The sequence below is a fragment of the Pseudovibrio exalbescens DSM 16456 genome (genome assembly GCF_000422785.1).
GTDB lineage: Bacteria > Pseudomonadota > Alphaproteobacteria > Rhizobiales > Stappiaceae > Pseudovibrio > Pseudovibrio exalbescens.
The window spans coordinates 288,061-309,990 of record NZ_AUGS01000002.1 but is presented as its reverse complement, the minus strand read 5'-3'; the positions used below and the strand labels follow the sequence as shown (position 1 = coordinate 309,990).

At 53.4% G+C, this 21,930-nt stretch carries 25 protein-coding genes and 1 other RNA gene; 9 read left to right on the top strand and 17 right to left on the bottom strand.

Going from position 1 to position 21,930, the window contains the following annotated elements; genetic code table 11:
• Window positions 1–130: 130 nt before the first annotated feature.
• The 6 genes from sucD to G512_RS22000 all read right to left on the bottom strand — a co-directional run bounded on the left by sucD (window position 131) and on the right by G512_RS22000 (window position 6,003).
• Window positions 131–1,045 (bottom strand): succinate--CoA ligase subunit alpha, encoded by a 915-nt coding sequence (gene sucD / locus G512_RS0103950; protein ID WP_028480586.1) that lies wholly within the window; start codon window positions 1,043–1,045, stop codon window positions 131–133.
• Window positions 1,045–2,244, bottom strand: a complete 1,200-nt coding sequence (gene sucC, locus G512_RS0103945; RefSeq protein WP_028480585.1) for an ADP-forming succinate--CoA ligase subunit beta — start codon at window positions 2,242–2,244, stop codon at window positions 1,045–1,047. Before sucC ends, sucD begins: the two co-directional genes overlap by 1 nt.
• 68 nt (window positions 2,245–2,312) lie before the next feature.
• The gene (gene mdh, locus G512_RS0103940) at window positions 2,313–3,275 is read right to left on the bottom strand and encodes a malate dehydrogenase (protein ID WP_028480584.1); all 963 of its coding nucleotides are present in this window, start codon (window positions 3,273–3,275) and stop codon (window positions 2,313–2,315) included.
• Between the two features lie 189 nt (window positions 3,276–3,464).
• Window positions 3,465–4,622 (bottom strand): cell division protein ZapE, encoded by a 1,158-nt coding sequence (zapE, locus tag G512_RS0103935; RefSeq protein WP_028480583.1) that lies wholly within the window; start codon window positions 4,620–4,622, stop codon window positions 3,465–3,467.
• A gap of 208 nt (window positions 4,623–4,830) precedes the next feature.
• Entirely contained in the window at window positions 4,831–5,364 is a 534-nt protein-coding gene (locus G512_RS0103930; protein WP_028480582.1) for an AprI/Inh family metalloprotease inhibitor, read from the bottom strand.
• 177 nt (window positions 5,365–5,541) lie between these two features.
• Window positions 5,542–6,003, bottom strand: a complete 462-nt coding sequence (locus tag G512_RS22000) for an arsenate-mycothiol transferase ArsC (protein ID WP_051268862.1) — start codon at window positions 6,001–6,003, stop codon at window positions 5,542–5,544.
• A gap of 300 nt (window positions 6,004–6,303) precedes the next feature.
• On the opposite strand from G512_RS22000, the gene G512_RS0103920 reads away from it, so the two are divergent.
• A complete protein-coding gene (locus tag G512_RS0103920; protein ID WP_028480581.1) occupies window positions 6,304–6,681 on the top strand; it encodes an MAPEG family protein in 378 nt (125 codons plus the stop codon).
• 96 nt (window positions 6,682–6,777) lie between these two features.
• On the opposite strand, the gene G512_RS19910 is transcribed toward G512_RS0103920, so the two are convergent.
• The gene (locus G512_RS19910) at window positions 6,778–7,539 is read right to left on the bottom strand and encodes a DNA polymerase beta superfamily protein (RefSeq protein ID WP_162143360.1); all 762 of its coding nucleotides are present in this window, start codon (window positions 7,537–7,539) and stop codon (window positions 6,778–6,780) included.
• 179 nt (window positions 7,540–7,718) lie between these two features.
• Complete coding sequence (locus G512_RS0103910) at window positions 7,719–8,069, bottom strand: carboxymuconolactone decarboxylase family protein (RefSeq protein ID WP_028480580.1); 351 nt, start codon at window positions 8,067–8,069, stop codon at window positions 7,719–7,721.
• Between the two features lie 211 nt (window positions 8,070–8,280).
• Here G512_RS0103910 and G512_RS0103905 point away from each other — a divergent pair, with 211 nt between their 5' ends.
• On the top strand, window positions 8,281–8,880 hold the full coding sequence (locus G512_RS0103905; RefSeq protein WP_028480579.1) for a TetR/AcrR family transcriptional regulator: 600 nt from the start codon (window positions 8,281–8,283) through the stop codon (window positions 8,878–8,880).
• Window positions 8,881–8,992: 112 nt separating this feature from the next.
• Window positions 8,993–9,658, top strand: coding sequence for an outer membrane protein (locus G512_RS0103900; RefSeq protein ID WP_028480578.1), 666 nt, complete (start codon window positions 8,993–8,995; stop codon window positions 9,656–9,658).
• Between the two features lie 55 nt (window positions 9,659–9,713).
• Here the strand turns inward: G512_RS0103900 and G512_RS0103895 are convergent, their stop codons facing one another.
• The 9 genes from G512_RS0103895 to nudC all read right to left on the bottom strand — a co-directional run bounded on the left by G512_RS0103895 (window position 9,714) and on the right by nudC (window position 17,280).
• Window positions 9,714–10,496, bottom strand: coding sequence for a succinate dehydrogenase iron-sulfur subunit (locus G512_RS0103895; protein ID WP_028480577.1), 783 nt, complete (start codon window positions 10,494–10,496; stop codon window positions 9,714–9,716).
• Window positions 10,497–10,559: 63 nt separating this feature from the next.
• Window positions 10,560–11,399 (bottom strand): FkbM family methyltransferase, encoded by an 840-nt coding sequence (locus G512_RS0103890; RefSeq protein WP_208974926.1) that lies wholly within the window; start codon window positions 11,397–11,399, stop codon window positions 10,560–10,562.
• A 24-nt stretch (window positions 11,400–11,423) separates the two neighbouring features.
• On the bottom strand, window positions 11,424–13,289 hold the full coding sequence (sdhA, locus tag G512_RS0103885) for a succinate dehydrogenase flavoprotein subunit (RefSeq protein ID WP_028480575.1): 1,866 nt from the start codon (window positions 13,287–13,289) through the stop codon (window positions 11,424–11,426).
• A gap of 4 nt (window positions 13,290–13,293) precedes the next feature.
• Window positions 13,294–13,677 (bottom strand): succinate dehydrogenase, hydrophobic membrane anchor protein, encoded by a 384-nt coding sequence (sdhD, locus tag G512_RS0103880; RefSeq protein WP_028480574.1) that lies wholly within the window; start codon window positions 13,675–13,677, stop codon window positions 13,294–13,296.
• Between the two features lie 13 nt (window positions 13,678–13,690).
• Window positions 13,691–14,089, bottom strand: a complete 399-nt coding sequence (gene sdhC, locus G512_RS0103875) for a succinate dehydrogenase, cytochrome b556 subunit (RefSeq protein ID WP_028480573.1) — start codon at window positions 14,087–14,089, stop codon at window positions 13,691–13,693.
• 341 nt (window positions 14,090–14,430) lie between these two features.
• Window positions 14,431–14,940: a GNAT family N-acetyltransferase gene (locus tag G512_RS0103870; RefSeq protein ID WP_051268858.1), complete on the bottom strand. Its 510-nt coding sequence runs from the start codon at window positions 14,938–14,940 to the stop codon at window positions 14,431–14,433.
• Window positions 14,937–15,611 (bottom strand): sulfate transporter family protein, encoded by a 675-nt coding sequence (locus G512_RS0103865; RefSeq protein WP_028480571.1) that lies wholly within the window; start codon window positions 15,609–15,611, stop codon window positions 14,937–14,939. The genes G512_RS0103870 and G512_RS0103865 overlap by 4 nt, the downstream gene beginning before the upstream one ends.
• Window positions 15,612–15,678: 67 nt before the next feature.
• On the bottom strand, window positions 15,679–16,296 hold the full coding sequence (locus tag G512_RS0103860; protein ID WP_028480570.1) for a histidine phosphatase family protein: 618 nt from the start codon (window positions 16,294–16,296) through the stop codon (window positions 15,679–15,681).
• Window positions 16,297–16,341: 45 nt separating this feature from the next.
• Entirely contained in the window at window positions 16,342–17,280 is a 939-nt protein-coding gene (gene nudC / locus G512_RS0103855) for an NAD(+) diphosphatase (protein ID WP_036488542.1), read from the bottom strand.
• Window positions 17,281–17,469: 189 nt separating this feature from the next.
• Between nudC and ffs the strand changes: the two genes are divergently transcribed.
• The 6 genes from ffs (at window position 17,470) to G512_RS0103830 (ending at window position 21,846) form a co-directional block, all read left to right on the top strand.
• An RNA gene (ffs, locus tag G512_RS22340) (signal recognition particle sRNA small type) lies at window positions 17,470–17,567 on the top strand.
• A 107-nt stretch (window positions 17,568–17,674) separates the two neighbouring features.
• Window positions 17,675–19,564 carry a DNA polymerase III subunit gamma/tau gene (locus G512_RS19905; RefSeq protein ID WP_036488399.1) on the top strand — a complete coding sequence of 630 codons (1,890 nt, stop codon included), beginning with the start codon at window positions 17,675–17,677 and terminating at the stop codon, window positions 19,562–19,564.
• A 76-nt stretch (window positions 19,565–19,640) separates the two neighbouring features.
• Complete coding sequence (locus G512_RS0103845; protein WP_028480568.1) at window positions 19,641–19,961, top strand: YbaB/EbfC family nucleoid-associated protein; 321 nt, start codon at window positions 19,641–19,643, stop codon at window positions 19,959–19,961.
• Between the two features lie 93 nt (window positions 19,962–20,054).
• The gene (recR, locus tag G512_RS0103840; RefSeq protein WP_028480567.1) at window positions 20,055–20,666 is read left to right on the top strand and encodes a recombination mediator RecR; all 612 of its coding nucleotides are present in this window, start codon (window positions 20,055–20,057) and stop codon (window positions 20,664–20,666) included.
• Window positions 20,667–20,671: 5 nt separating this feature from the next.
• Window positions 20,672–21,124: a GNAT family N-acetyltransferase gene (locus G512_RS0103835; RefSeq protein ID WP_028480566.1), complete on the top strand. Its 453-nt coding sequence runs from the start codon at window positions 20,672–20,674 to the stop codon at window positions 21,122–21,124.
• An 80-nt stretch (window positions 21,125–21,204) separates the two neighbouring features.
• Complete coding sequence (locus G512_RS0103830; RefSeq protein WP_028480565.1) at window positions 21,205–21,846, top strand: septation protein A; 642 nt, start codon at window positions 21,205–21,207, stop codon at window positions 21,844–21,846.
• Window positions 21,847–21,930: the final 84 nt, after the last annotated feature.

Genomic DNA, 21,930 nt, shown 5'->3' with positions numbered 1-21,930 from the left:
GAACCCTCATCAGCCCTGACCCGCGACTGGCAGCGTGGTTGGGTCCTCGCTACCTCTCAGTACCAGCTGGTGGCACATACACGCGCCACCAGCACGTTTCCTCCCGCTTCGCGTCAAGGCGCGCGGACGGTTATGCTTTTTCTTTCAAAAGCTCGACCAGCGTCTTGCCGAGCTTTGCGGGCGATGGAGAAACGCGGATACCCGCAGCTTCCATCGCTGCAATCTTGTCCTCAGCACCCCCCTTGCCGCCGGAGATGACTGCACCGGCGTGACCCATGGTTCGACCTGGAGGCGCTGTGCGGCCTGCGATAAAGCCAACCATGGGCTTTTTGCGGCCTTTCTTAGCCTGTTCCTGAAGCCATTCCGCGGCCTCTTCCTCGGCTGATCCGCCGATTTCACCAATCATGATGATGGATTCTGTTGCCGGGTCGTCCAGGAACATGTCCAGCATGTCGATGAATTCGGTCCCCTTTACAGGGTCTCCGCCAATACCAACGGCTGTAGTCTGACCGAGCCCTTCCTGAGTGGTCTGGAACACGGCTTCATAAGTAAGCGTGCCCGAGCGGGAAACGATGCCAACGGAGCCTTTCTTGAAGATGGAACCCGGCATGATGCCAATTTTGCACTCTTCAGGGGTCAGCACACCTGGGCAGTTAGGTCCTAGAAGGCGGGAGTTGGACGCATCGAGGCGAGCCTTTACCTTCACCATGTCGGCGACCGGAATGCCTTCCGTGATACAGACGATGAACGGGATCTCGGCATCAATTGCTTCGAGGATCGCCGCAGCCGCACCCGCTGGTGGAACATAAACCACCGATGCGTTGGCTCCGGTCGCTTCCTTGGCTTCCTTCACAGAAGCATAAATCGGCAACTCCGCGGCACTTTCCAAACCACTGGACCAGGTCTCCCCGCCCTTTTTAGGATGCACGCCTGCAACCATCTTGGTGCCGTAGTATTCCAATGCCTGCTCGGTATGGAACGTACCGGTCTTACCCGTAAGGCCTTGAACGATGATCTTGGTGTCTTTGTTGACGAGGATGGACATTATTCGGCCTCCTTCACCGCAGCGACAATCTTCTGCGCTGCATCGTCAAGGTCATCGGCCGGAATTACATTCAGACCGCTTTCGTTGATGATCTTCTTACCCAACTCAACATTGGTGCCCTCAAGACGAACTACAAGAGGCACTTGCAAGCCAACTTCCTTAACCGCAGCCAATACGCCCTCCGCGATGACATCGCAGCGCATGATACCGCCGAAAATGTTTACAAGTATGCCTTTTGCGTTTGGATCAGAAGTAATGATCTTGAACGCTGCAGTCACTTTTTCCTTGGAAGCACCACCACCAACATCGAGGAAGTTGGCAGGTTCAGCGCCATAGAGCTTGATGATGTCCATGGTCGCCATGGCAAGGCCTGCGCCATTGACCATACAACCGATGTTGCCATCCAGAGCCACGTAGGCGAGATCGTATTTGGAGGCTTCGATCTCTTTTTCGTCTTCTTCAGACTTGTCACGCAAGGCCATGATGTCATCGTGGCGGAATAAGGCGTTGCCATCAAATGATACCTTGGCATCCAGAACCCGTAGGTGACCGTCCTTCATGACAATCAGCGGATTGATCTCGAGAAGGGCCATGTCCTTCTCAACGAAGGCCGTATACAGAATCGGGAAAAGCTTCAAACCGTCGGCGCGAGCGTCTCCGTCCAACTCAAGCGCATCGCACAGTTGCGCAGCCTTTTCGTCGGTCACGCCTTCAAGCGGATCGATTGGCAGGGTTAGAATCTTTTCGGGTGTTGAGGCGGCCACTTCCTCAATATCCATGCCGCCCTCGGTGGAAGCCACAAAGGCTACCTGGCCACATGACCGGTCTACCAATAGTGAGAGATAGAGCTCACGGGCGATATCAGCGCCATCTTCAATGTAGAGACGGTTTACCACCTTACCATCAGCGCCGGTTTGTGCCGTTACAAGTGTGTTACCAAGCATCTCCTTGGCGTTGGCCACCACTTCTTCAATTGTCTTGGCCAACCGCACACCGCCTTTTGCGTCGGCTTCAAGCTCCTTGAACTTGCCCTTGCCGCGCCCGCCCGCATGTATTTGCGACTTCACGACCCAAAGCGGTCCAGGAAGCTGCTTTGCAGCGGCTTCGGCTTCATCGGCGGAAAAAATGGCAACGCCTTCAGCAACAGGTGCACCGTATTCTTTCAGCACGGCCTTTGCTTGGTATTCATGGATATTCATATGCTGTGCCTATCGCTAGGTGTTTGAGGCGCACCCCTTGGCTGCGCCCCGTCCAGAAACATGAAATGTTAGGCAAGAGCCGGCTGGATCTTCTTGCAGGCATCAACCAGCCCTTCGACCGAATTCACTGAGTTGTCAAACATCGTCTTTTCATCGTTGTTCAACTCAATTTCGACAACACGTTCGATGCCATCGGCGCCAATTACGCACGGCACACCGACATACATGTCCTTGATGCCGTACTGGCCTTCAAGATGCGCAGCGCATGGCAACAGGCGCTTCTTGTCCTTGAGATAGCTTTCCGCCATCTGGATCGCAGAAGCGGCGGGGGCATAAAACGCAGAACCAGTTTTAAGAAGGCCAACGACTTCAGCACCACCATCACGGGTCCGCTGAACGATCTCTTCCAGACGCTCGGCCGTGCACCATCCCATCTTAACCAGATCCGGCAACGGAATACCGGCCACAGTTGAATAGCGCACCATGGGAACCATTGTGTCGCCATGGCCACCCATGACGAAGGCGGTCACGTCTTCCACGGAAACGTTGAACTCTTCGGCAAGGAAGTAACGGAAGCGAGCGCTATCCAGAACACCGGCCATACCCACGACCTTGTTGGCAGGCAGGCCAGAGAACTTCTGCAATGCCCAAACCATTGCGTCCAACGGGTTGGTAATGCAAATGACGAAGGCGTTTGGCGCATACTTCTTGATGCCTGCGCCCACCTGTTCCATCACCTTCAGATTGATTTCCAGCAAGTCGTCGCGACTCATACCCGGCTTGCGCGGAACCCCAGCGGTCACGATGACAACATCAGCGCCCTCTATCTCCTCATAGGTATTGGTCCCAGCAAGCTTGGCATCAAAACCATCCACGGGCGAGGACTCGACCAAATCGAGCGCTTTGCCTTGCGGTGTCCCTTCGGCGATGTCGAAGAGAACAATGTCACCCAGCTCCTTAAGCCCTGCCAGGTGGGCCAGTGTTCCCCCGATCTGACCCGCACCAATCAAAGCAATCTTGTTCCGTGCCATATTCATCAGCTCCCGTTTAAGTAATTCAAACGCCCGTAAAGACGCTTATTTATCGCCGTGCGATAGCTGTTTTCACGCAGGTGTGCAAGGCAAACCGATCACCAAACCGCGTTATTTCCCTTATATGGCACAAAAATCGGACAAAATATCCAGTTTAGAATCGTCAAAAATGAAAATTTCCTGTTTTATTCAGTTTTCGATTCCCGCTTCGTCTGCAAGGTACTCCTCGGACCGCATTTCGATCAGGCGGGACGCTGTCCGCTCGAACTCGAAAACTTCCGTCCCCGTGGGAGCGTCGTACAACTCGTTCGGCTCGGCATCCGCTGATACGACGAGCTTGACCCTGTTGTCATAAAGCGCATCGATGAGGTTGATAAATCTTTTAGCCTCATTCCGGCGGCGCGCTTCAAGAACCGGGACCCCCTGCAGGATGATCGTGTGATACGCTTGAGCGATGCGCAGGAAATCGGAGGCGCCCAGAGGCTGCCGGCAAAGTTCGTCGAATGTAAACCAGGCCACACCAGCGCACGTTTTGTTCACCGGAATCTCCCGACCGAGGTTTTCCAAGGTCTCACTGTGCGGTGGAACGTTATTCGTCAGACTCCGCCAAACATCGGTAAGTGCTTGCTCTGAATGATCATCTAGAGGTGTCAGATACACTTTGGTGCCACTGAGCTTTTCGAGCCTGAAATCCGTTCGCGAGTCAAGTTTCAGAACGTCTACCTTTTGCTGCAACAACTCAATAAAGGGCAGGATATGGTTGCGATTGAGCCCATCCTTGTACAGATCATTAGGGTCCACATTTGAGGTCGCCACAACTACAACGCCGCGCTCAAACAACTTGGTAAACAGGCGACCAAGCAGCATCGCATCCGCGATATCTGTTACAGTAAATTCATCAAAGCATAGAAGCCGAGTTTCTTCGGCAATCGCCTCCGCGACAGGCAGGATAGGATCTGAATTTTTCCCGTTTTTTTCAGATAGAACTTTGCGCGCTTCGAATACACGAGCGTGTGTCTCAGCCATGAACTCATGAAAATGGGACCGGCGCTTCTTCGGTTCCGTCGCAACTTGATAAAACAAGTCCATCAACATCGTTTTGCCGCGACCGACGGAGCCCCAGATATACAAACCCTTCGGTGCTGCAACCGCTGTTTTTCGCTTCCCGAAAAGCCAACCCAAAGCGCTTTTCTTTGTGGTAATACGCGCTTCGGTCAGTGCAGCATTCAAATCATCAAGATGTCTTGCGACTGCAATCTGAGCCGCATCTGCCTCAATCTCACCGGCATCGACCATAGCCTGGTACCGTCCCTTGACGGTTACCGTTGTTGGTATCGCTTCTGTCACTCGGCCCTCGTCCTCATCAGTTGTATTTCGGTCCGGGTGGGTCCACCCAGCATGCGGAAACACAATTAGGCTTAAAACCTAGGTTGAAGCGCAATCAAGACCATTCGATGAGGATGGATCGATTTAGGCGTGATTATACATGCCGGACCCAACAAAAAACCCGGCTCAAGCAGGCCGGGTTTCATCTTGTCAACAATCTGTACAGCGCTTAGCGACGGAAGGTAATCGGGACACCGGTATTTGTGGTTCCGCTAAACGAGCCGCCGCCACCAGCAAGCTGCGCAATATCCGAGCCTGCCGAATCCTTTAGAACAACCTGACTGCCATTCAGATCCCAAGCGGCGATACGCGACAGATTCTCATCAGAGCAGCCACGCGTGTTCGCGCGATAACCACCACTCCACGTGGTCAACGTCATAAAGAGCTTACAGCTATCAGCGCCCGACGACACATCCCATCCGCCAAGAAGGTCTGTTCGTCCAACGGAGCTGCCGGTCGTAGTACCGCTGGGTGCGGACGCAACCTGTGTCTCTTGTCCATTACCGTCAAGAGGCTGCGATGTAATTTCACCTTGTCCCGCACCCGGCTGCTGATCCAGTGGCGACAGAGAGTCGCCAGCAACAGGCGTTGATGGCGTTGCAGGCAGTGGCGATACATAGCTGCGCGTGTAGGTGGTCCGCTGGCAGGCCATGGTCGAGATGGCCAACGCGGAAACCAGTGCAATTGTCAAACCGCGGTTCATTGTGTCCTTCACCCTGCCTCAATTTCAGCGTGCATTAACCATGATGGTCTACAGTATGATCGGAAAAAGGTAAACAGATCGGTAACAGAGTGACCCATTTCCGTGTTGACGGCGCACGCCTTTGACAACTCCGTCTTTCGCTTGCCAGCATGGCACAAAACCAACTTCGAGCTCAAGCTAGCTGGCATTGCGCCACGCCAGCGCCTCCGGCTTTTCAAATTGGCCAGATATCAACGCCCGATCGACAGAAGAGCGCAACCGACGGAAAGTTTCTTTCGCTTCCGACAAGCTCTGTGCTCGGGCGTCGGATGACAAAACCTGCCAACGGGACACAAGAGGTGCCTTGTCCCACTGAGGCTGCTCAGCCATCACGCCATTGCTCTGCAACTCAACAATATAATCAGGTTGCGGAGCATGGGGTAAAGCAAACACATTCCAGGATTTCGGCTCCAGGCCCTCCGTACTAAACCCGTTGTCGATCAGGACTCTTCGTCCGAAACTGTTCATTTCGGAAGCCGGCATGGGGCCTCCCGAGAACGCACGCACAAGACCGTTGGACTTTGCATTGACATAGGCTTCCGCCATGAGACTGAGCAAAGAATTATCGACACAGACAAAGAGGAGATTTGAGACAGCCATGTAATCTCTCCATATCTTGATTGCAGGTGCTATCAGTGGGCACCGCATCGTTTCTTGGCGCCGGGTGTAACGTGGTTAATCTTCGGTTCTGTGACACTCAAAACCAAAACTGAAAAAACGCACCAAGACGCTGGGGAAAATATAAGTCGACTCAAATCAAAGTTAATTTTACCAGTCGATATTCCGGGGATGCGATTTTAACTTGCATACAAAAAGACATACCGCTTAGACCTTGCCGAATACTTTCCCGCACCTAATTACCTTGAAACCCTTATAAAAACAGAAAAGGAGTTACTTAACATGCCCTTAGCCGTATGGTTGATACTCGCCGCCGGTCTGCTTCCGCTAGTGGCACTGCTACCCGGCAAGTGGTCCCGTGAATTTGATAATTCGAACCCGCGTGACCCGCAGTACTGGGCAGATCCTTTTCGAGCGCGCGCACTGTCAGCCCACAAGAACAGTCTGGAAGCTTTTCCCCTTTTCGCCATCGCCGTGATTGTCGGGCTGTGGCAAGGCGGCGATCCGGAATGGATCAACAGACTGTGCGGACTATTCATTTCCATGCGGGTGCTTTACATCCTTTGCTACTTGCTTGACAAAGCCCCGCTGCGCTCACTCACTTGGTCCGTCGGCTTCATCGCCACCATCGCGATTTTCACGACACCGGTTTGGAGTTAGCAGCGTCTCTCAGCGCGGTAAATCACTTACAACTCGCATTCTGTATAGGTATTGGTGAAAACTGCTGGATCTTCGACGTTTCAATGAGCAGCTGGCTCAACCCTTTCCAGCAACAGCCCATTTCAGAAAAAAGCGGTCGGCTTCCTGCATAATATGTCTGGTGAAGGGACGCTTCTTGCGAGTGGCTAATGCAGGCCCTGCTTCAATTTCTGCCAGCAACAATTCGCCTATGGCAGGTGGAATTTGTTCAAGGTCTTTTAACTCGCCATTTTTCTGCCGATCCAGCAGCTCCATGATTTCTCCACGCAACACAGGCCGGATGAAGACGTCATCAAGCAAACCGCGCAACTGGGCAGGTGGCAGCCCTTCCAGCTTGTGTTGAGAATACCACCGCAGCGAAAGAGCCGGGCGCAGCAATGCAATGATCTTCTCCGGCACCATTTCACCCTGTGGATGACCCTTGTATCGACGATGAAACCACATCAGCCGATTCAAATGGCTCAGCGCAAAACGTACCGAATCCCCGTGCTCCAAAGCAAAATCGACGAATCTATCGCGAAAGCCCGGGAGGGAAAGATCGCATGGTTCGATCCGCAGCCATTCCAAAGCCGTTGGGTCCCCTTGCAACGTGGCAATCAATGCCTTGCGCAGATCCCAGCCCAAAATATCCGTCGGATCTATTCCTTCGTCTTCCAGTTGCTCATCTCGTGGAAACAAGGAGAGATAATGCTCAATCGAGCGAACAAATACGAAGCGGCTGGTCGGCAGCCCTCCAACGGCGGCGGTCCCTTGGACAAGCAGGTGTGGATTCGCTGCATGCAAGATACAAATCGAGTGTGCTTCGGCCAACCGATCCAAATGCCGGTTCACCTCAGCAGAGCTTGTTGTCTTGTTTGGCTCGTCGTTTTCTGGCCCGCTCACAGCTTACCCGCCAACACCTTGGTTCATAGCAGGACTTAACCATAAGCCATGCCAAGAGCAAGAGCGCAGGCGGGCGATGCCGTTGATTGGGATAATCAGCGGGAAAAGACTCCCGGTTATTTTTCGTCCTTGAATGTATCATACGCGGAGAGCGCTTCTGCGCCGTACATGACCGAGGGTCCACCGCCCATGTAAATAGCAACACCGATGGCTTCCATCACTTCTTCACGGGTTGCGCCGTATTTAATTGCCGCTTTGGCATGATAGCCAAGACACCCATCGCAGCGCGCAGCGATGCCGATTGCCAATGCAATCAGTTCCTTTGTCTTGGAATCAAGAGCTCCGGGCGCAATCGCATTTTTGGCAACTTCACCGAAGCCTTTCATAACACCCTGAATGCCTGGGCGCATTTCGGCGAGGCGACCATCGGTCTGTGACAGGAACTCTTTCCAGTTATCAACGGACATGGGTATCTCCTTATACTTTAGGTGGATCTAATATAAACCGAGGCACTGCCCTCCACAATGGGAATACTACGCACAAATTGCTTGAGTAACCGCCTAGGGTTTAAGAGTTTTTTCGTATATAACAAATCCTAGGGGCACATCAGCGACGCACCTGAATGGCCCTGTTTCAGCGCTACTGCTCATCTGTTTCTTACTTCGCGACGAGAATGTCATGGCCATTGGTGAAGTTCTGGCAGCCCGTGGACGCGCAGCCGATGTTTTGGGGGCGGCGCGAGTTGCCTTTTTAAAAAATGGATACTCTAAGACGTCCATTGCCGAAATAGCCCAAGGCTCCAGCATCTCCATGGCTCACATCTACAATTTCTACCCAAGCAAACTACATCTCGTTTGCGCGGTGGTTGATGCCGAGATAGCCAAACTCGTAGCCCGTTTGGAAACGGCTGTTGACCCCAACGCGAGCGCGGCGGCTCGCCTGAGCATGCTTCTTTTATTGGAGCTTGAAGAGACCCATAAACTTATCCAGCAACACAAAGGCATGTTGGGCTGCCTTCAAATCATCATGCAGAAACGCCCCCGCCATACCGAAGAGTTATTGAGGCTTACCCGCTATCCAATTGAAACAATACTCAAATCCGGCGTTCTTGCGGATGAGTTCGAAATTCGAAACACCAAAAAGGCAGCCCTTACGATACAAGCGGCTACAACCAAGTTCCGGTTTCCGCAGTTATGGAGTGATACAGACTACTCCATTTTACGAGAACAATGCGTCAACGTGATCCGAATGCTTCTAAAGGGCATTGAGCGTCGCTAAATTCAGCGACAACCACATCAACGCTTTATAAAATGAATTCATCTACCTTAGCGTAAGGTCAAACATGGGGTTCGACCTGAAACATCGGAGTCAAATCCGAAGTGAGGGTTTTATGCGTCGCTCAAAAGTGCTTGCGTTTGCGGCTGCCACAACAATCACCTTGTCCTTTTGTACTTCATCACATGCAGCGGACCCGGTCGATGACATGATCGTCACCGATTTCGTGATTGAAGAACCAGTTTACGATTGGTCCGGAACCTATCTCGGCGGCCATGTCGGCTATACCCACTTGCGTGGTCAAGACCGCTTTGATTCAAGCAGTGGTTATGACGGCGCCGTGGGCGGCATATTTTCTGGCTACAATTTTGTGTATGACAATTTCTTCGTCGGCCCCGAACTGGAGGCAAGCTATTGGGGGTATAGCGGCCATTCAAGTTCTGGCCTTGATCTCGATTCGGATTATATGCTGGCAGCGAAGCTGCGGGCCGGAATAACCTACGATTTCTTGTTGGGATACGCGAACATAGGCGTGGCTACGAGCCGAATCACGGCCGAAAACCGGCGTTTTGGCAGCAACAGCGACTCAGCGCAAATGACGGGTTGGATGATTGGCGCAGGTGTGGAAGCCTTCATAACCGAACGTCTGGCCGTGCGCCTAGACTACCAGCATATCGACTTCGGATCGAAGACCTTTCAGATCGGAAGCACGTCTTTCAGCGAAGATGTAACGAACGACATGGTACGTCTTGGCGTTTCATACCACTTCGAGACTTTTTGACTGTTACGAGCCGCCTTTGTACAAAGACGGCTCGTAATACTTTTGGTAACAAACGTCACACGCGACGCTCAACCATCATCTTCTTGATCTCTGCAATTGCCTTGGCGGGGTTCAATCCCTTCGGACAGGCTTGAGCGCAGTTCATAATGGTGTGGCAGCGATATAAACGGAAGGGATCTTCCAAATCATCCAGACGCTCGCCCGTTGCCTCATCGCGACTGTCGATCAACCAGCGATAAGCTTGTAGCAGGATGGCAGGACCGAGGTATCTATCACCGTTCCACCAATAGCTTGGGCAAGAGGTGGAACAACATGCGCATAGAATGCACTCGTAAAGACCATCCAGCTTCTGCCGATCTTCGTGAGACTGAAGCCATTCCTTTTCGGGCTGCGGGGTGGTGGTTTTCAACCACGGCTCGATGGAACGGTGCTGTGCGTAAAACCGCGTCAGGTCGGGTACCAGATCCTTGACAACCGGCATATGCGGCAAGGGGTAAATCTTGACCACTTCGCTGGTGCACTCATCGGTGCCCTTTGTACACGCCAGCGTGTTGGTCCCGTCAATATTCATTGCGCAGGACCCGCAAATGCCCTCGCGGCAGGAACGGCGGAACGTCAGGGTTGGATCAATGTTGTTCTTTATGTAGATCAACGCATCCAACACCATGGGTCCGCACTCGTCCATATCGACGAAATAGGTATCGATGCGGGGATTGCGTCCATCGTCAGGTGACCAACGATAAACCCGGAATTCACGCAGGTTTGTGGCTCCCTCCGGCTTCTCCCAGACTTTGCCCTCTCCCATGCGGGAATTTTTAGGCAACGTTAGTTGAACCATCTTACTTGCTCCGCGTCTGCTGAGGCCTGTTTTCGCGTCAAGGCCCCTGTTCTGCTCTCCTATCTATCGGGAGAGCACCAGATTATCTTTTGTTTGCGCATGAACCCGATAACCGCCGTGTTCCAGAAACTGAAGACAGTCCTCCTCCCAGAACTCGCGACAATTGGTTTCAAGCAAGATCGCACGCGGCCAGCTCGTCTTGTCCCGCCCGCGCAAGAAGGGCAAAAGAACTCTATCCTCAAACCCTTCCACATCAATTTTCAAGAGGTCGACTTCTTCGACCTCCTCTTCCGCCAAAATGTCCTTAAGCGGCTGAACAGGAACAGAAACCGGCTTCCAGTTCCCAGCCCATTCGCCAGTAGTGAGATCTTCGACCATGGTGGCGAAGCCCGAGTTTGAGGGCTCCAACCACAGACTGAAAGTGCCAGGTACAGCGCCCACACCGCACTCGACGACCTTCAAGTTTGCCATGCCGTTCGCCCGCGCGTTGAACGTGAGTTTCTCGGCCGTAACCGGGTTGGCCTCAATGGAAACAACATTCATTCCCGCCTTCGCGGCAAACAAGGAGTAGGTGCCCACGTTGGCTCCGACATCCACGAAGGTTCTCCCCGGCGTCAGAAAATCCGCGATAATCCGATGCTCTTCTTTTTCAGGGAGACGCCCTTTGGCAAGAATCTTCCGATCATCATAATTCTCACCTGGGTACAACCGGAAACGCAGCCCCTCCACTTCCGCATCATAGGGACCTCCATAGAGCGCTGCACTAGCCCGGCGAACCATCTTTCGCACAGATCGCCAGAACTTGTGCTGATCCGCAAGGCGCCACATAAAACGCACCCGTTCGCTCACCCTGTAGGTGCCAAACGGTGACTGCGTATCAATATGCGGCGCAGTGCTGGTCACGGGCGTATCACTCCGGTTCGGCGGTTAGTAGACACGCGCCTTTGGCGCGATCTTGTTCGGATCGATCCCACCCTTATCGTAGGGCGTCAGCGGATCCTCAATCACGGGACGATAGGTCAGCGTCACTTTCCCGTCTTCGGAAAGTTGGGAGATAGTGTGTACACGCCAGTTCTCATCGTCGCGGCCATCAAGCGGCCCGTCCTTGTAGTCTTCACGCGCATGCGCGCCACGACTCTCCTTACGAGCCTCTGCGCCGTAAACTGTGGTGATCGCGTTCGCCATCAGATTCTCAAGTTCAAGAGTTTCCACCAGGTCAGAATTCCAGATCATAGACCGGTCAGACACCTTGAGATCAGACATCTCACCCCAAAGCTCCGAAATCCGCTGGCACCCCTGTTCCAAGCTCTCTTGCGTCCGGAACACAGCCGCATCCTCCTGCATGGTGCGTTGCATTTTCTCGCGCAACTTCGCGGTAGGAGTGCCGCCGTCTGCATGACGCAGCTTGTCGAACCGAGCCATGATCTTGTCGCAGCACGCCTCGTCCGGGGTTGGTACGGGAGCTTCCCTGTCGATGACTTCGCCTGCCCGGATGGCAGCCGCGCGGCCGAACACGACAAGATCGATCAGGGAGTTGGAGCCCAAGCGGTTTGCGCCGTGAACCGAGGCACATCCGGCCTCACCGACGGCCATAAGCCCTGGCGCAATCGCATTTGGATCTTCTGCGGTCGGGTTCAGGACCTCGCCCCAGTAGTTGGTCGGTATACCGCCCATGTTGTAATGCACTGTCGGCAGAACAGGAATTGGGTCCTTGGTAACATCAACGCCAGCAAAAATGCGAGCGCTCTCTGAAATTCCAGGCAAACGTTCAGCCAGCAGATCCGGGTCCAGGTGGTCAAGGTGCAGGAAGATATGGTCTTTGTTCTTGCCAACACCGCGCCCTTCCCGAATCTCGAGTGTCATACAGCGCGACACAACATCACGTGATGCCAAATCCTTGGCAGAGGGCGCATAGCGCTCCATGAAGCGCTCACCTTCCGAGTTGACCAGATAGCCGCCTTCTCCGCGCACACCTTCAGTGATCAGACACCCAGCGCCATAAATGCCAGTCGGGTGAAATTGAACAAACTCCATGTCCTGCAAGGGCAGTCCGGCGCGAGCTATCATGCCACCGCCATCCCCGGTACAGGTATGTGCAGAGGTTGCAGAGAAATAGGCCCGGCCATATCCACCAGTTGCCAACACAACCATCTTGGCTGAAAAACGGTGAATGGTGCCATCATCAAGATTCCAGGCAATCACCCCTTGGCACACACCGTCATCAGACATGATCAGGTCCAGAGCAAAGTACTCAATATAGAACTCGGCGTTGTTCTTGAGCGACTGACCATAGAGGGTGTGCAAAATGGCATGGCCGGTCCGGTCGGCGGCGGCACACGTCCGCTGCACGGGAGGACCTTCACCAAAATTTTGCATGTGGCCACCGAACGGGCGCTGGTAAATCTTGCCGTCTTCCGTGCGCGAGAATGGAACTCCGTAATGCTCCAACTCGTAAACAGCGGCAGGCGCTTCGCGAGCCAGATATTCCATTGCGTCAGTGTCGCCAAGCCAGTCAGACCCCTTCACGGTGTCGTACATGTGCCACTGCCAGCTATCTGGCGTCATGTTCTTCAATGACGCCGCAATACCGCCCTGAGCCGCGACCGTGTGGGACCGCGTTGGAAAGACTTTGGTGATACAGGCCGTTTTCAATCCCTGCTCGGCCATGCCGAGAGTGGCGCGCAGTCCAGCGCCGCCTGCACCTACGACAACAACATCAAAGGTGTGATCTATGAACTCGTAGGCACGACCATTTGTGCCCGGTCCTTGAGCCTCACTGGTTGTTCCAGCCATGTGTTCAGCCTCCGAAGCTGATCTTGAGCACTGCTACGGCGGAAGCTAGTGCGATAAACGATGAAAAAAAGATATTGCCCATCAACGCCATCAGCTTCATGCCTTCGGAATGGACATAGTCTTCTATGATCACCTGCATCCCCAGCTTCATGTGATAGCAGCCGACAAGGATGACCAGCAGCATCAGCACCGAAATGAGCGGATTCTGCATCGTTGCGACAAATGTCTGGTAGTCAGCACCCTGAAGGGAAATGATCAGAAAGACAAAAAAGGTTATCAGGAACACATTGGCGACGGCCGTAACCCGCTGGCGCCAGAAGTGCATGGTGCCATCTTTCGCGGAACCAAGGCCACGTACCCTACCAAGAGGCGTGCGCATGTCAGTCATTAGCTCTCTCCCCTCAGCGAACCATGTACCCGATAATCCAAAGCAGGATTGTCAGGGAAACGGACCCGATAATGGTGGCTTTTGCCATCCAATTGGCCGCTTCCAGTTTGAAGCCCCGGCCCATGTCCCAAATAAAGTGGCGCAGACCACCCAGCATGTGATGCATCAAGGCCCAAGTGAACCCGAACAATACTAGGCGACCGAACCATGACCCAAAGACGGCATTCGCAAACTCATAGTATTCCGGCCCCGATGCAGCGGCGACCAACCAAAACGCGACAAGCACCGTCCCAAAATACAGGCCCGCGCCGGTGATGCGGTGCAGTATCGACATCAGCATCGTCAGGATCAAACGGTAGACCTGAAGATGAGGCGACAACGGCCGGTTGGCCTTCAAATCAGCATTCGCCATAAAACTCTCTCCCGTCCCTTGCATTCGCTTGCGTTGACGTAAGCGTAAATAAAACAAGGCGTTGCACTGGTGTCTAATAACTCTAACGGATGAGTGCGTCAAAGCATCCGAACGGCTAACTTCATCGTTAAACGTAGACACCATACAAAATCAGAGGGTTAGCAAAGAATCGAGAACTTAAATGCTGTGGGAAGAATCAGGAAAAACCCGTTTTCTACCGCGTCAAAAACATGAGATTTTTTCTCATGAATTTCATTTCTGAATTAAATCGAAATTATTCAGCACTCATGACTCCGCGATATGCAATGCAACAACACTCCATCAACGCCTTCATTGATTACTTAGAGCGCTCTTGCCAGATAGGAAACGGTTTTTTGCCCCTGACTGATGACGGCAGAGCCAATCTGCTCAAATCCCAGCGAGCGGTGGAAAGCCATTGATGCAGGATTTGGCGGATCTGAGTTTACCTCACATCCAATAAACGGCTTGTGACGACGCTTCGAGAAGGAAAATAAATCTTCGTAAAGAGATCGCGCCACTCCCTGCCCCTGCGCACGCGGATCAACTGCAATCCGATCAACGTAGGTAAATGATGCATAGCGATGCCGGAACCATTTGAAGTTCTGGCTGTCATAAAGATCCGTCTCCTCGAAGGCGATCAAAAAGGCCATGCAATCATCACTTACTCGCGCGTAGCTGGCTGAAGCGATAAGTTCGAGGAGTTCTTCAGTGCTCAAAAACGACAGCTTGTCTCCATTGGCTTGATTGAGTGCGTGCACCCATTGCAAATCCCGCTGAGGGTCAAATGGGCGAAAGCAGGCGGTTGATGGATCGGTATCGCGATGGCTCATGCCACCACCGCCGACCGACCTTGCAGCCGCTTGAACATATGAACCATGAAGATTGTCGCAAAAATGGGAGTCACAAGATTGACGATCGGGACCGATAGCACCAACGCGATCAACAGCCCCCCAACAAAAACAAGACCACCATTGGCGCGGCGCAACGCTCGTGCATCTTCTGGACTCATGAAGCGCATTGCCGCGAATTCAAAGAATTCCCGGCCGAGCAGATACCCGTTAACCGCAAAAAACGCGAATATGTTGATGCCGGGAACCAACAGCAAAACGAGCGCGAGCAAGTTGCCCAGTAGCACGACACCAAGAAACTTGGCAGCAATGGACAGCCCCTGAAGCAGCGGCATGGCCTTGCCGGCAGGATCCAATGGGTAATCATGCCGTTCAACGAGCTCCGCAATATCGTCCTGATAAAACGCTACGAAAATGGCCGATGCCGGCGCGATAAGAAAACCAAGACCGATGAAGGCACCAAGCCCCGTCAGGATTCCAAGAACAGTTTCCAACCATGGGTAAGGAAGAGTTACGAAACCAGCAAACAGCCCTTGGATGACAATCCAAAGCACTGCCAACAAACCGATCGTCAAGCCAAGAGACTTCCAGAGAATGGCACGATACTCAGGCTGAAACACCTGAGAGAATGACTTGATTGCGGCAGCTAACATTACTCACGACTCTTCGGATTTCGGAACAAAATCAGAGATAGGCGTGGATGCGCGCAATCACAACCCCTCAGGCCTTCACGACCTTATCGGTCAGTTGCTCGATACGACGCCATGCGGTGCTTTCAGAAGTTGCGGATTTTTTCTCCAAGTCTTCTGGATCAAAAAAGAAATAGCACCCACCACCGGCGGGTTGATCAAAATTCCGCGTGATGCCAGCATCCATGAGATGGCATCGCAGCAAGCTTCCCACTCCACCATGACCAGCAAACAGAACTGACGCAGTATCTGGCAATTCGGCGAGCGCCTTTTTGACCGCGGCGACGACCCGGCTTTGTGCGTCCAACGCGCGCTCCCATCCACGGATACTCACTGCGGGACGTTCAAAAAACTCATCCGCCACTTTTTCAAATTCTTCCGGTGGCAAGTAGCCGGTAGAGGACCGGTCATTCTCGTGCAGTCCCTCCACGGCCCAACTATCTATACCGAGGTGATTGGCAATCAGCCGACCTGTTTCCAGCGCCTTTTTCTCTGTGCTGGTAATGACGTGATCAACAGAGACGAGCCAAGGCTGGCGCAACCCCTTTCGCAAGCGAGCAATGCCCACATCCGACAGATCCCAATTCGTTACCGGCACTGCCGGATCAATATCAACATTCGGATGCGTCAAATACATGCATGTAGCCATTCGGCCCTCCCCCTGTACCGCGCGAGATATTAACCTAAGGGAAGATCAATATCCTTGGACATATAGTCTGATTAATTGATGAGCTATTGAGATTTCCGGGGGGCAAAACAGTCCAGTTTCTGCAGTGCCGCTGAGCATTTTCTCAACTTCACTTCTGTCAAACCATCGACAATCGAACATTTCTTCGTAGTCAACGTTCAACTGTGTCGTAATGGCCTTGCCGTGAAAGCCCATCATGATGTTGGAAGGAAACGGCCACGGTTGTGATGCGACATACCGAACCTCACCCACGCGAATACCGGATTCTTCAAAGGTTTCGCGTCGGACGGCATCCTCGAAGGTCTCCCCGGGCTCCACAAAACCAGCCAGGGTAGTAAACAAGTTTTCCGGCAGGTTGTGAGGTCGGCCGAGCAACGCTTCTCCGCGTTCGTTCTGAATCAGCATGATGACACAAGGGTCTGTGCGCGGAAAATGTTGCGCATCACACGCCACACAATCACGGCGGTATCCGCCCTCCGCCATCTTGGTGTCACCGCCGCAACGTGCACATCGCGGATGCGTGTAGTGCCAGTTCAACAACGCGTTGGCCTGAGCCAACACGCCAAAATCCTCGTGGGAAACCCGTTGCTGAACAGCAGCTTGGCGAAGCGGAATCAACTCATACTGAGGGTCCGCAAAGACGGCTTCCATCAATGTTTCCGGATTCTGCATCAACTGAACCGCGAATACGGGACGCCGATTTCTGGCATCATCAAGCCCCAGAAAGATGTGCTCATCCGAGACGGGCAGAAAACGCTCGAGCGAACTACGGCTCAGGAAGCAGGTCATCTTTTCACTGATTTTCTGAAAGACAAAATGCCCCCCGCTCGCCAGTACAAAAACAACGTCTTCTTGGTTGGCAAACGCCGCCATTGATCCCGGCTTGGATCTCAATGCAGCCTGCCTATCAAGCGGATTGGCGGAAAAGCATTGAAAACGGGACATTTCTTGCGGTGTCCATAGTCCATTCATCGCATCTGGTTCCTCGGGTTTGCGCGGCGCTCCAATGAACTCCTTCTCGCACGCCCATGCAACCCCGATGACAAAAACTGCCTTTTCCTTTCGATCAAATCGTCCACATGGGGCAGAAGCAGGCTTGCATTTGGGACAAAAAACCACCATACAAGGGCTTCGGGAGGTTGGTGGTGGACGAGCCACTCGCCAACCGGGTCAGGTCCGGAAGGAAGCAGCCCTAACGAGCATCGGCACGGGTCACCGTGCCAGCCTCCCACCTTCTTATTTTGTTCCCCGCGCCCATACTCGACAAGCGGCCGGTCTTCGTCTTGAATGGCCGGGACCATGATTGCTGCCGGTTTTGCAGCTTTTAATGCGGGGCCTTATGGACGACTTGCAAACAGACCAGACCAGCCAAGCTTCTGCAGCCAGCACCCCGTTGGGTGATAATGGCGCTGGCTATCGTGTGCTGGCGCGAAAATACCGTCCAAGCACCTTTGAGGATCTATGCGGCCAAGAGCCAATGGTCAAAACGCTGCAAAATGCGTTTGAAACCGGACGTGTTGCACAAGCTTGGATGCTTACAGGTGTTCGCGGTGTGGGCAAGACATCGACAGCGCGGATTTTGGCGCGAGCGCTGAACTACGAAATCCCGGGTGAAGTCAACCAGCCGACAATCCATCTCGATCGTCCGGGCATCCATTGCCAAGCCATCATGGAAGGGCGGCATGTTGATGTGATTGAAATGGACGCCGCCTCACACACCGGTATTGGCGATATTAGAGAGATCACCGAGGCGGTACGGTACCGGCCTGCTAATGCCCGTTACAAAGTTTATATTATCGACGAAGTGCACATGCTGTCCAATGCAGCTTTCAATGGCTTGCTGAAGACACTGGAAGAACCACCAGAACATGTGAAATTCATTTTCGCCACGACAGAAATTCGCAAGGTGCCGGTGACGGTGCTCTCGCGATGCCAGCGATTTGATCTGCGTCGCATTGAGTCCGGCACTCTGCAGAACCTGCTGCGCCGCGTGTCCGACAATGAAGGAATCGAGATTTCCGAGGAAGCGCTGGCGCTGATTGCACGCGCTGGCGAAGGATCAGCCCGAGATTCGCTATCTCTGCTGGATCAAGCGATGGCTCATGGAGCTGGGAGGATTGAAGCAGAGGATGTTCGCCAGATGTTGGGTCTGGCGGATCGTTCACGTATCATCGACTTGTTTGAACATGTAATGCGTGGTGACGTGTCCAACGCTCTGGAAGAGCTGAAAGCCCAATACGATGTCGGCGCCGATCCGGCTGTTGTTCTATCGGATCTTGCCGATTTCACGCATCTTGTAACGCGCCTCAAGGCGGTTCCGCGCGCGGCCGATGATGCAACAGTAACAGAGACGGAACGTACACGCGGACGGGATTTTGCGAGCAAGCTTTCCATGCGTGTCTTGTCACGGTCTTGGCAAATACTGCTTAAAGGCATCAACGAAACACAAAACGCGCCAAAGCCGCTGGCGGCAGCGGATATGGTTCTGGTCAGGTTGTGCTATTCAGCGGACCTGCCCGATCCGGAGGAAGCGCTCAGGCTCTTAAAATCCGGGGGTTTTAAGGCGGGCGAGGCACAAAGCACAGGCGGTGCTGCTTCGTCTTCCCAGCCCACCGCCTCAACCGCCAACAAGGCAACCGCCGCCGCAGATCGCTCACACCAGCACAACAGTGCGCCAACAAGCGAAACAAACGCACCGGCACCTCATTTGCATTCGGTTTCTGGCACCGGATCCGCACTTGCTTTAAAGCCGCAATCTGCGCCAGTTCCGGAGCCGGACGAAAAGATCGCGCTGCGCAGTTGGCAGGACGTCGCCGAATGCGCTGCCAGAATGCGCGACATACCCATGAAGGTGACCATTGAGCGTTCTTTGCGTCTCGTAAACTTCGAACCGGGCCGCATTGAAGTGCAACCATCCGAAGAGGCACCACCGGACGCTGCTGGAGAATTGGGGCGAAAGCTGACAGAGTGGACCGGACGCCGCTGGGTTGTCGTGGTCAGCCGCGAACAAGGGCGCCCGACGCTTTTCGAGGAAAAAGAAGCCAATCAGCGCCAGTTGGTTTCCGAAGCGCACTCAGATCCTGAGGTCTCGGTTCTTCTGAAAGCATTTCCGGGGGCCAAGGTGGTTGATGTCAAAGTGCTCAAAAAGGATGAGGATGAGCATGAACTCGACCCTTCGCTTCTGCTTGACGACGGGCTCGAAGGCATCGATATGGAAGAAGAACTATAAGGCTGGCGAGCAAAGCGGACCTTGACACAACGACCGCCTTCGCACCTTCGATTGCCCTTTGAAAAGGAGTTGTCCGATGGACTTTCTTAAGATGATGAAACAGGCCAAGCAGATGCAAGAGCAAATGGGCGAACTGCAGGCCAAGGTGAACGAACTCTCCGTTGAGGGCACGTCCGGAGCCGGTTTGGTATCCGTTACGCTGAACGGAAAAGGCGAGATGACAGCACTGAAAATCGATCCGTCTCTGGTAAAACCAGAGGAGACCGAAATTCTGGAAGACCTTATTCTTGCAGCTCATAATGACGCAAAAGCCAAGGGCGAAGCCCTGGTGCAGGAAAAGACTCAGGAACTGATGTCGGGCATGGGCCTGCCGGCGGGAATGAAACTGCCATTTTGAGCGGCGAGAAACGCCCCTTTCACGCAGGGCGGGCTGCCAAACGCCCGTCCCTAACCTGCTCCCTGCGCATGACCTGAAAGCTGAAGACACCCCATGAGCACCCGCCCCGTTGCCGGTCCAGAGATCGAACGATTGATCCAGCTTCTTTCAAAACTGCCCGGCCTCGGGCCGCGATCAGCCAGACGGGCCGCATTGCACCTGGTACAGAAGAAAGACCAACTGCTTATTCCACTGGCCGAGGCCATGGGCGTTGCCGTTGATCAGGTGTGTGTTTGTTCAACCTGTGGGACGGTCGATACCTCCGATCCATGCACCATTTGCACCGATCCAAGACGGGATGCCTCCGTCATTATCGTTGTTGAAGATGTTTCTGATTTATGGGCATTGGAACGCGCTTCCGCGCTTAGTGCGCAATATCATGTTTTGAATGGCACCCTGTCCCCACTAGATGGCGTCGGCCCTGATGACCTGAACATCTCCAAGCTTGTGGAGCGTGTGAGCGAAGGAAACGTCAGTGAAGTTATTCTCGCAGTCAATGCGACCGTCGAGGGACAGACGACAGCTCATTTCATAACCGACCAACTGGCTCGCTTTGACGGAGTTCGCGTGACCCGGCTCGCCCACGGTGTTCCTGTCGGGGGAGAGCTAGATTATCTAGATGAAGGTACGCTGTCACAGGCGATGCGAGCCCGAACCAACTTCTAATAAAAATGCAGACACTCGCTGCAATTCAGCAGCAAGAAGATCAGTATGAGGAGATTGCAGAGGTCGGTGAGCGACCCGTTCGCGCCACCCATACTTTCTTGTCGGAAGCTGACATTGGTTTGCTCAAAACGCTTGTTCACGACAGGTATTTTTATGCAGTCTCACCGAACTGCGCCGTTGACGAGAGAGGCTCGATCCTTTGGTTTGTCACCACTGCGGATACCAAAATCGAAATGCTTTTCATTGATGCCAATATACGCGGCAAAGGCATTGGCCGAGCGCTGCTGAACCATGCAATCATCGAAGACGGCGCAACCAAAGTGGATGTGAATGAGCAAAATCCTGAACGCCCTTGCATCCTATTCAAACCAAGGCTTCAGGAAAATTGTCAGATCGGAACAGAAGGACAGGGTAAGCCCTTCCCATTGCTCCAACTGCAAATTACTGACACAGTTTAGCGCCATAAGGCTGAAGGTGTCCGGAACACGACCAATATTCATTGCCAGATCAGACAGTCTGGTAGGGGGAAGAACTTTAGATGGAATTTGAACACGCGCCCAACGAAAAGGGCCACAAAGAAGTTGCGCCATTCTTGAAGTTGGCGCTGGAACTTGGACCTCTGGCTGTGTTCTTTATTGCCAACACGCGCGGTGAACAGTTGATGGAAAGCTTCCCCGTGCTGGCTGGGTTGGGCCAGCCGATCTTTCTGGCAACAGCGGCCTTCATGATCGCTATTTCCATTTCATTGGGATTTTCATACTACCTGATACGCACCTTGCCAGTCATGCCAATGGTTTCAGGCATTGTGGTGCTGGTATTTGGCGCCCTGACGCTTTATCTGCACAATGAGCTTTTCATCAAACTCAAGCCCACTATCGTGAATGTCATGTTTGGCAGCATTCTTCTGGGCGGCTTGCTGTTCGGCAAATCTCTGCTCGGCTACGTGTTTGACAGCGCATTCCGGCTTGATGATGAAGGTTGGCGCAAGTTGACCCTAAGATGGGGCATCTTTTTCTTCGTTCTCGCCGTGATCAATGAGATCGTATGGCGTAACTTCTCCACCGACTTTTGGGTGGATTTCAAAGTGTTTGGTTTCATGCCGATCACAATGGCATTCACGATTGCGCAATTACCTTTGATCAACAAGCACAGCCTGGATAATACCCCAAAGGCAGAGTGAAACATCGCCCACGAGATCTGGCAGGCTGCGATGCCTCACAGCCTGCACTAAACACATAACGCGCGCAAACAGTGTTCGCGCTGC

Excerpts from the sequence above, each read along its gene's own strand:
- G512_RS22000 (WP_051268862.1), bottom strand. The coding sequence starts at position 6,003 with ATGGCTGTCTCAAATCTCCTCTTTGTCTGTGTCGATAATTCTTTGCTC.
- G512_RS0103905 (WP_028480579.1), top strand. The coding sequence starts at position 8,281 with ATGGCCATTGGTGAAGTTCTGGCAGCCCGTGGACGCGCAGCCGATGTT.
- sucC (WP_028480585.1), bottom strand. The coding sequence starts at position 2,244 with ATGAATATCCATGAATACCAAGCAAAGGCCGTGCTGAAAGAATACGGT.
- sucD (WP_028480586.1), bottom strand. The coding sequence starts at position 1,045 with ATGTCCATCCTCGTCAACAAAGACACCAAGATCATCGTTCAAGGCCTT.
- nudC (WP_036488542.1), bottom strand. The coding sequence starts at position 17,280 with ATGTCCCGTTTTCAATGCTTTTCCGCCAATCCGCTTGATAGGCAGGCT.
- G512_RS19905 (WP_036488399.1), top strand. The coding sequence starts at position 17,675 with ATGGACGACTTGCAAACAGACCAGACCAGCCAAGCTTCTGCAGCCAGC.
- sdhD (WP_028480574.1), bottom strand. The coding sequence starts at position 13,677 with ATGACTGACATGCGCACGCCTCTTGGTAGGGTACGTGGCCTTGGTTCC.
- G512_RS0103870 (WP_051268858.1), bottom strand. The coding sequence starts at position 14,940 with ATGAGCCATCGCGATACCGATCCATCAACCGCCTGCTTTCGCCCATTT.
- G512_RS0103920 (WP_028480581.1), top strand. The coding sequence starts at position 6,304 with ATGCCCTTAGCCGTATGGTTGATACTCGCCGCCGGTCTGCTTCCGCTA.
- G512_RS0103895 (WP_028480577.1), bottom strand. The coding sequence starts at position 10,496 with ATGGTTCAACTAACGTTGCCTAAAAATTCCCGCATGGGAGAGGGCAAA.
- G512_RS0103830 (WP_028480565.1), top strand. The coding sequence starts at position 21,205 with ATGGAATTTGAACACGCGCCCAACGAAAAGGGCCACAAAGAAGTTGCG.
- recR (WP_028480567.1), top strand. The coding sequence starts at position 20,055 with ATGAGCACCCGCCCCGTTGCCGGTCCAGAGATCGAACGATTGATCCAG.
- G512_RS0103835 (WP_028480566.1), top strand. The coding sequence starts at position 20,672 with ATGCAGACACTCGCTGCAATTCAGCAGCAAGAAGATCAGTATGAGGAG.
- sdhC (WP_028480573.1), bottom strand. The coding sequence starts at position 14,089 with ATGGCGAATGCTGATTTGAAGGCCAACCGGCCGTTGTCGCCTCATCTT.
- G512_RS0103865 (WP_028480571.1), bottom strand. The coding sequence starts at position 15,611 with ATGTTAGCTGCCGCAATCAAGTCATTCTCTCAGGTGTTTCAGCCTGAG.
- G512_RS0103845 (WP_028480568.1), top strand. The coding sequence starts at position 19,641 with ATGGACTTTCTTAAGATGATGAAACAGGCCAAGCAGATGCAAGAGCAA.
- sdhA (WP_028480575.1), bottom strand. The coding sequence starts at position 13,289 with ATGGCTGGAACAACCAGTGAGGCTCAAGGACCGGGCACAAATGGTCGT.
- mdh (WP_028480584.1), bottom strand. The coding sequence starts at position 3,275 with ATGGCACGGAACAAGATTGCTTTGATTGGTGCGGGTCAGATCGGGGGA.
- G512_RS0103930 (WP_028480582.1), bottom strand. The coding sequence starts at position 5,364 with ATGAACCGCGGTTTGACAATTGCACTGGTTTCCGCGTTGGCCATCTCG.
- G512_RS0103900 (WP_028480578.1), top strand. The coding sequence starts at position 8,993 with ATGCGTCGCTCAAAAGTGCTTGCGTTTGCGGCTGCCACAACAATCACC.
- G512_RS0103860 (WP_028480570.1), bottom strand. The coding sequence starts at position 16,296 with ATGGCTACATGCATGTATTTGACGCATCCGAATGTTGATATTGATCCG.
- G512_RS0103910 (WP_028480580.1), bottom strand. The coding sequence starts at position 8,069 with ATGTCCGTTGATAACTGGAAAGAGTTCCTGTCACAGACCGATGGTCGC.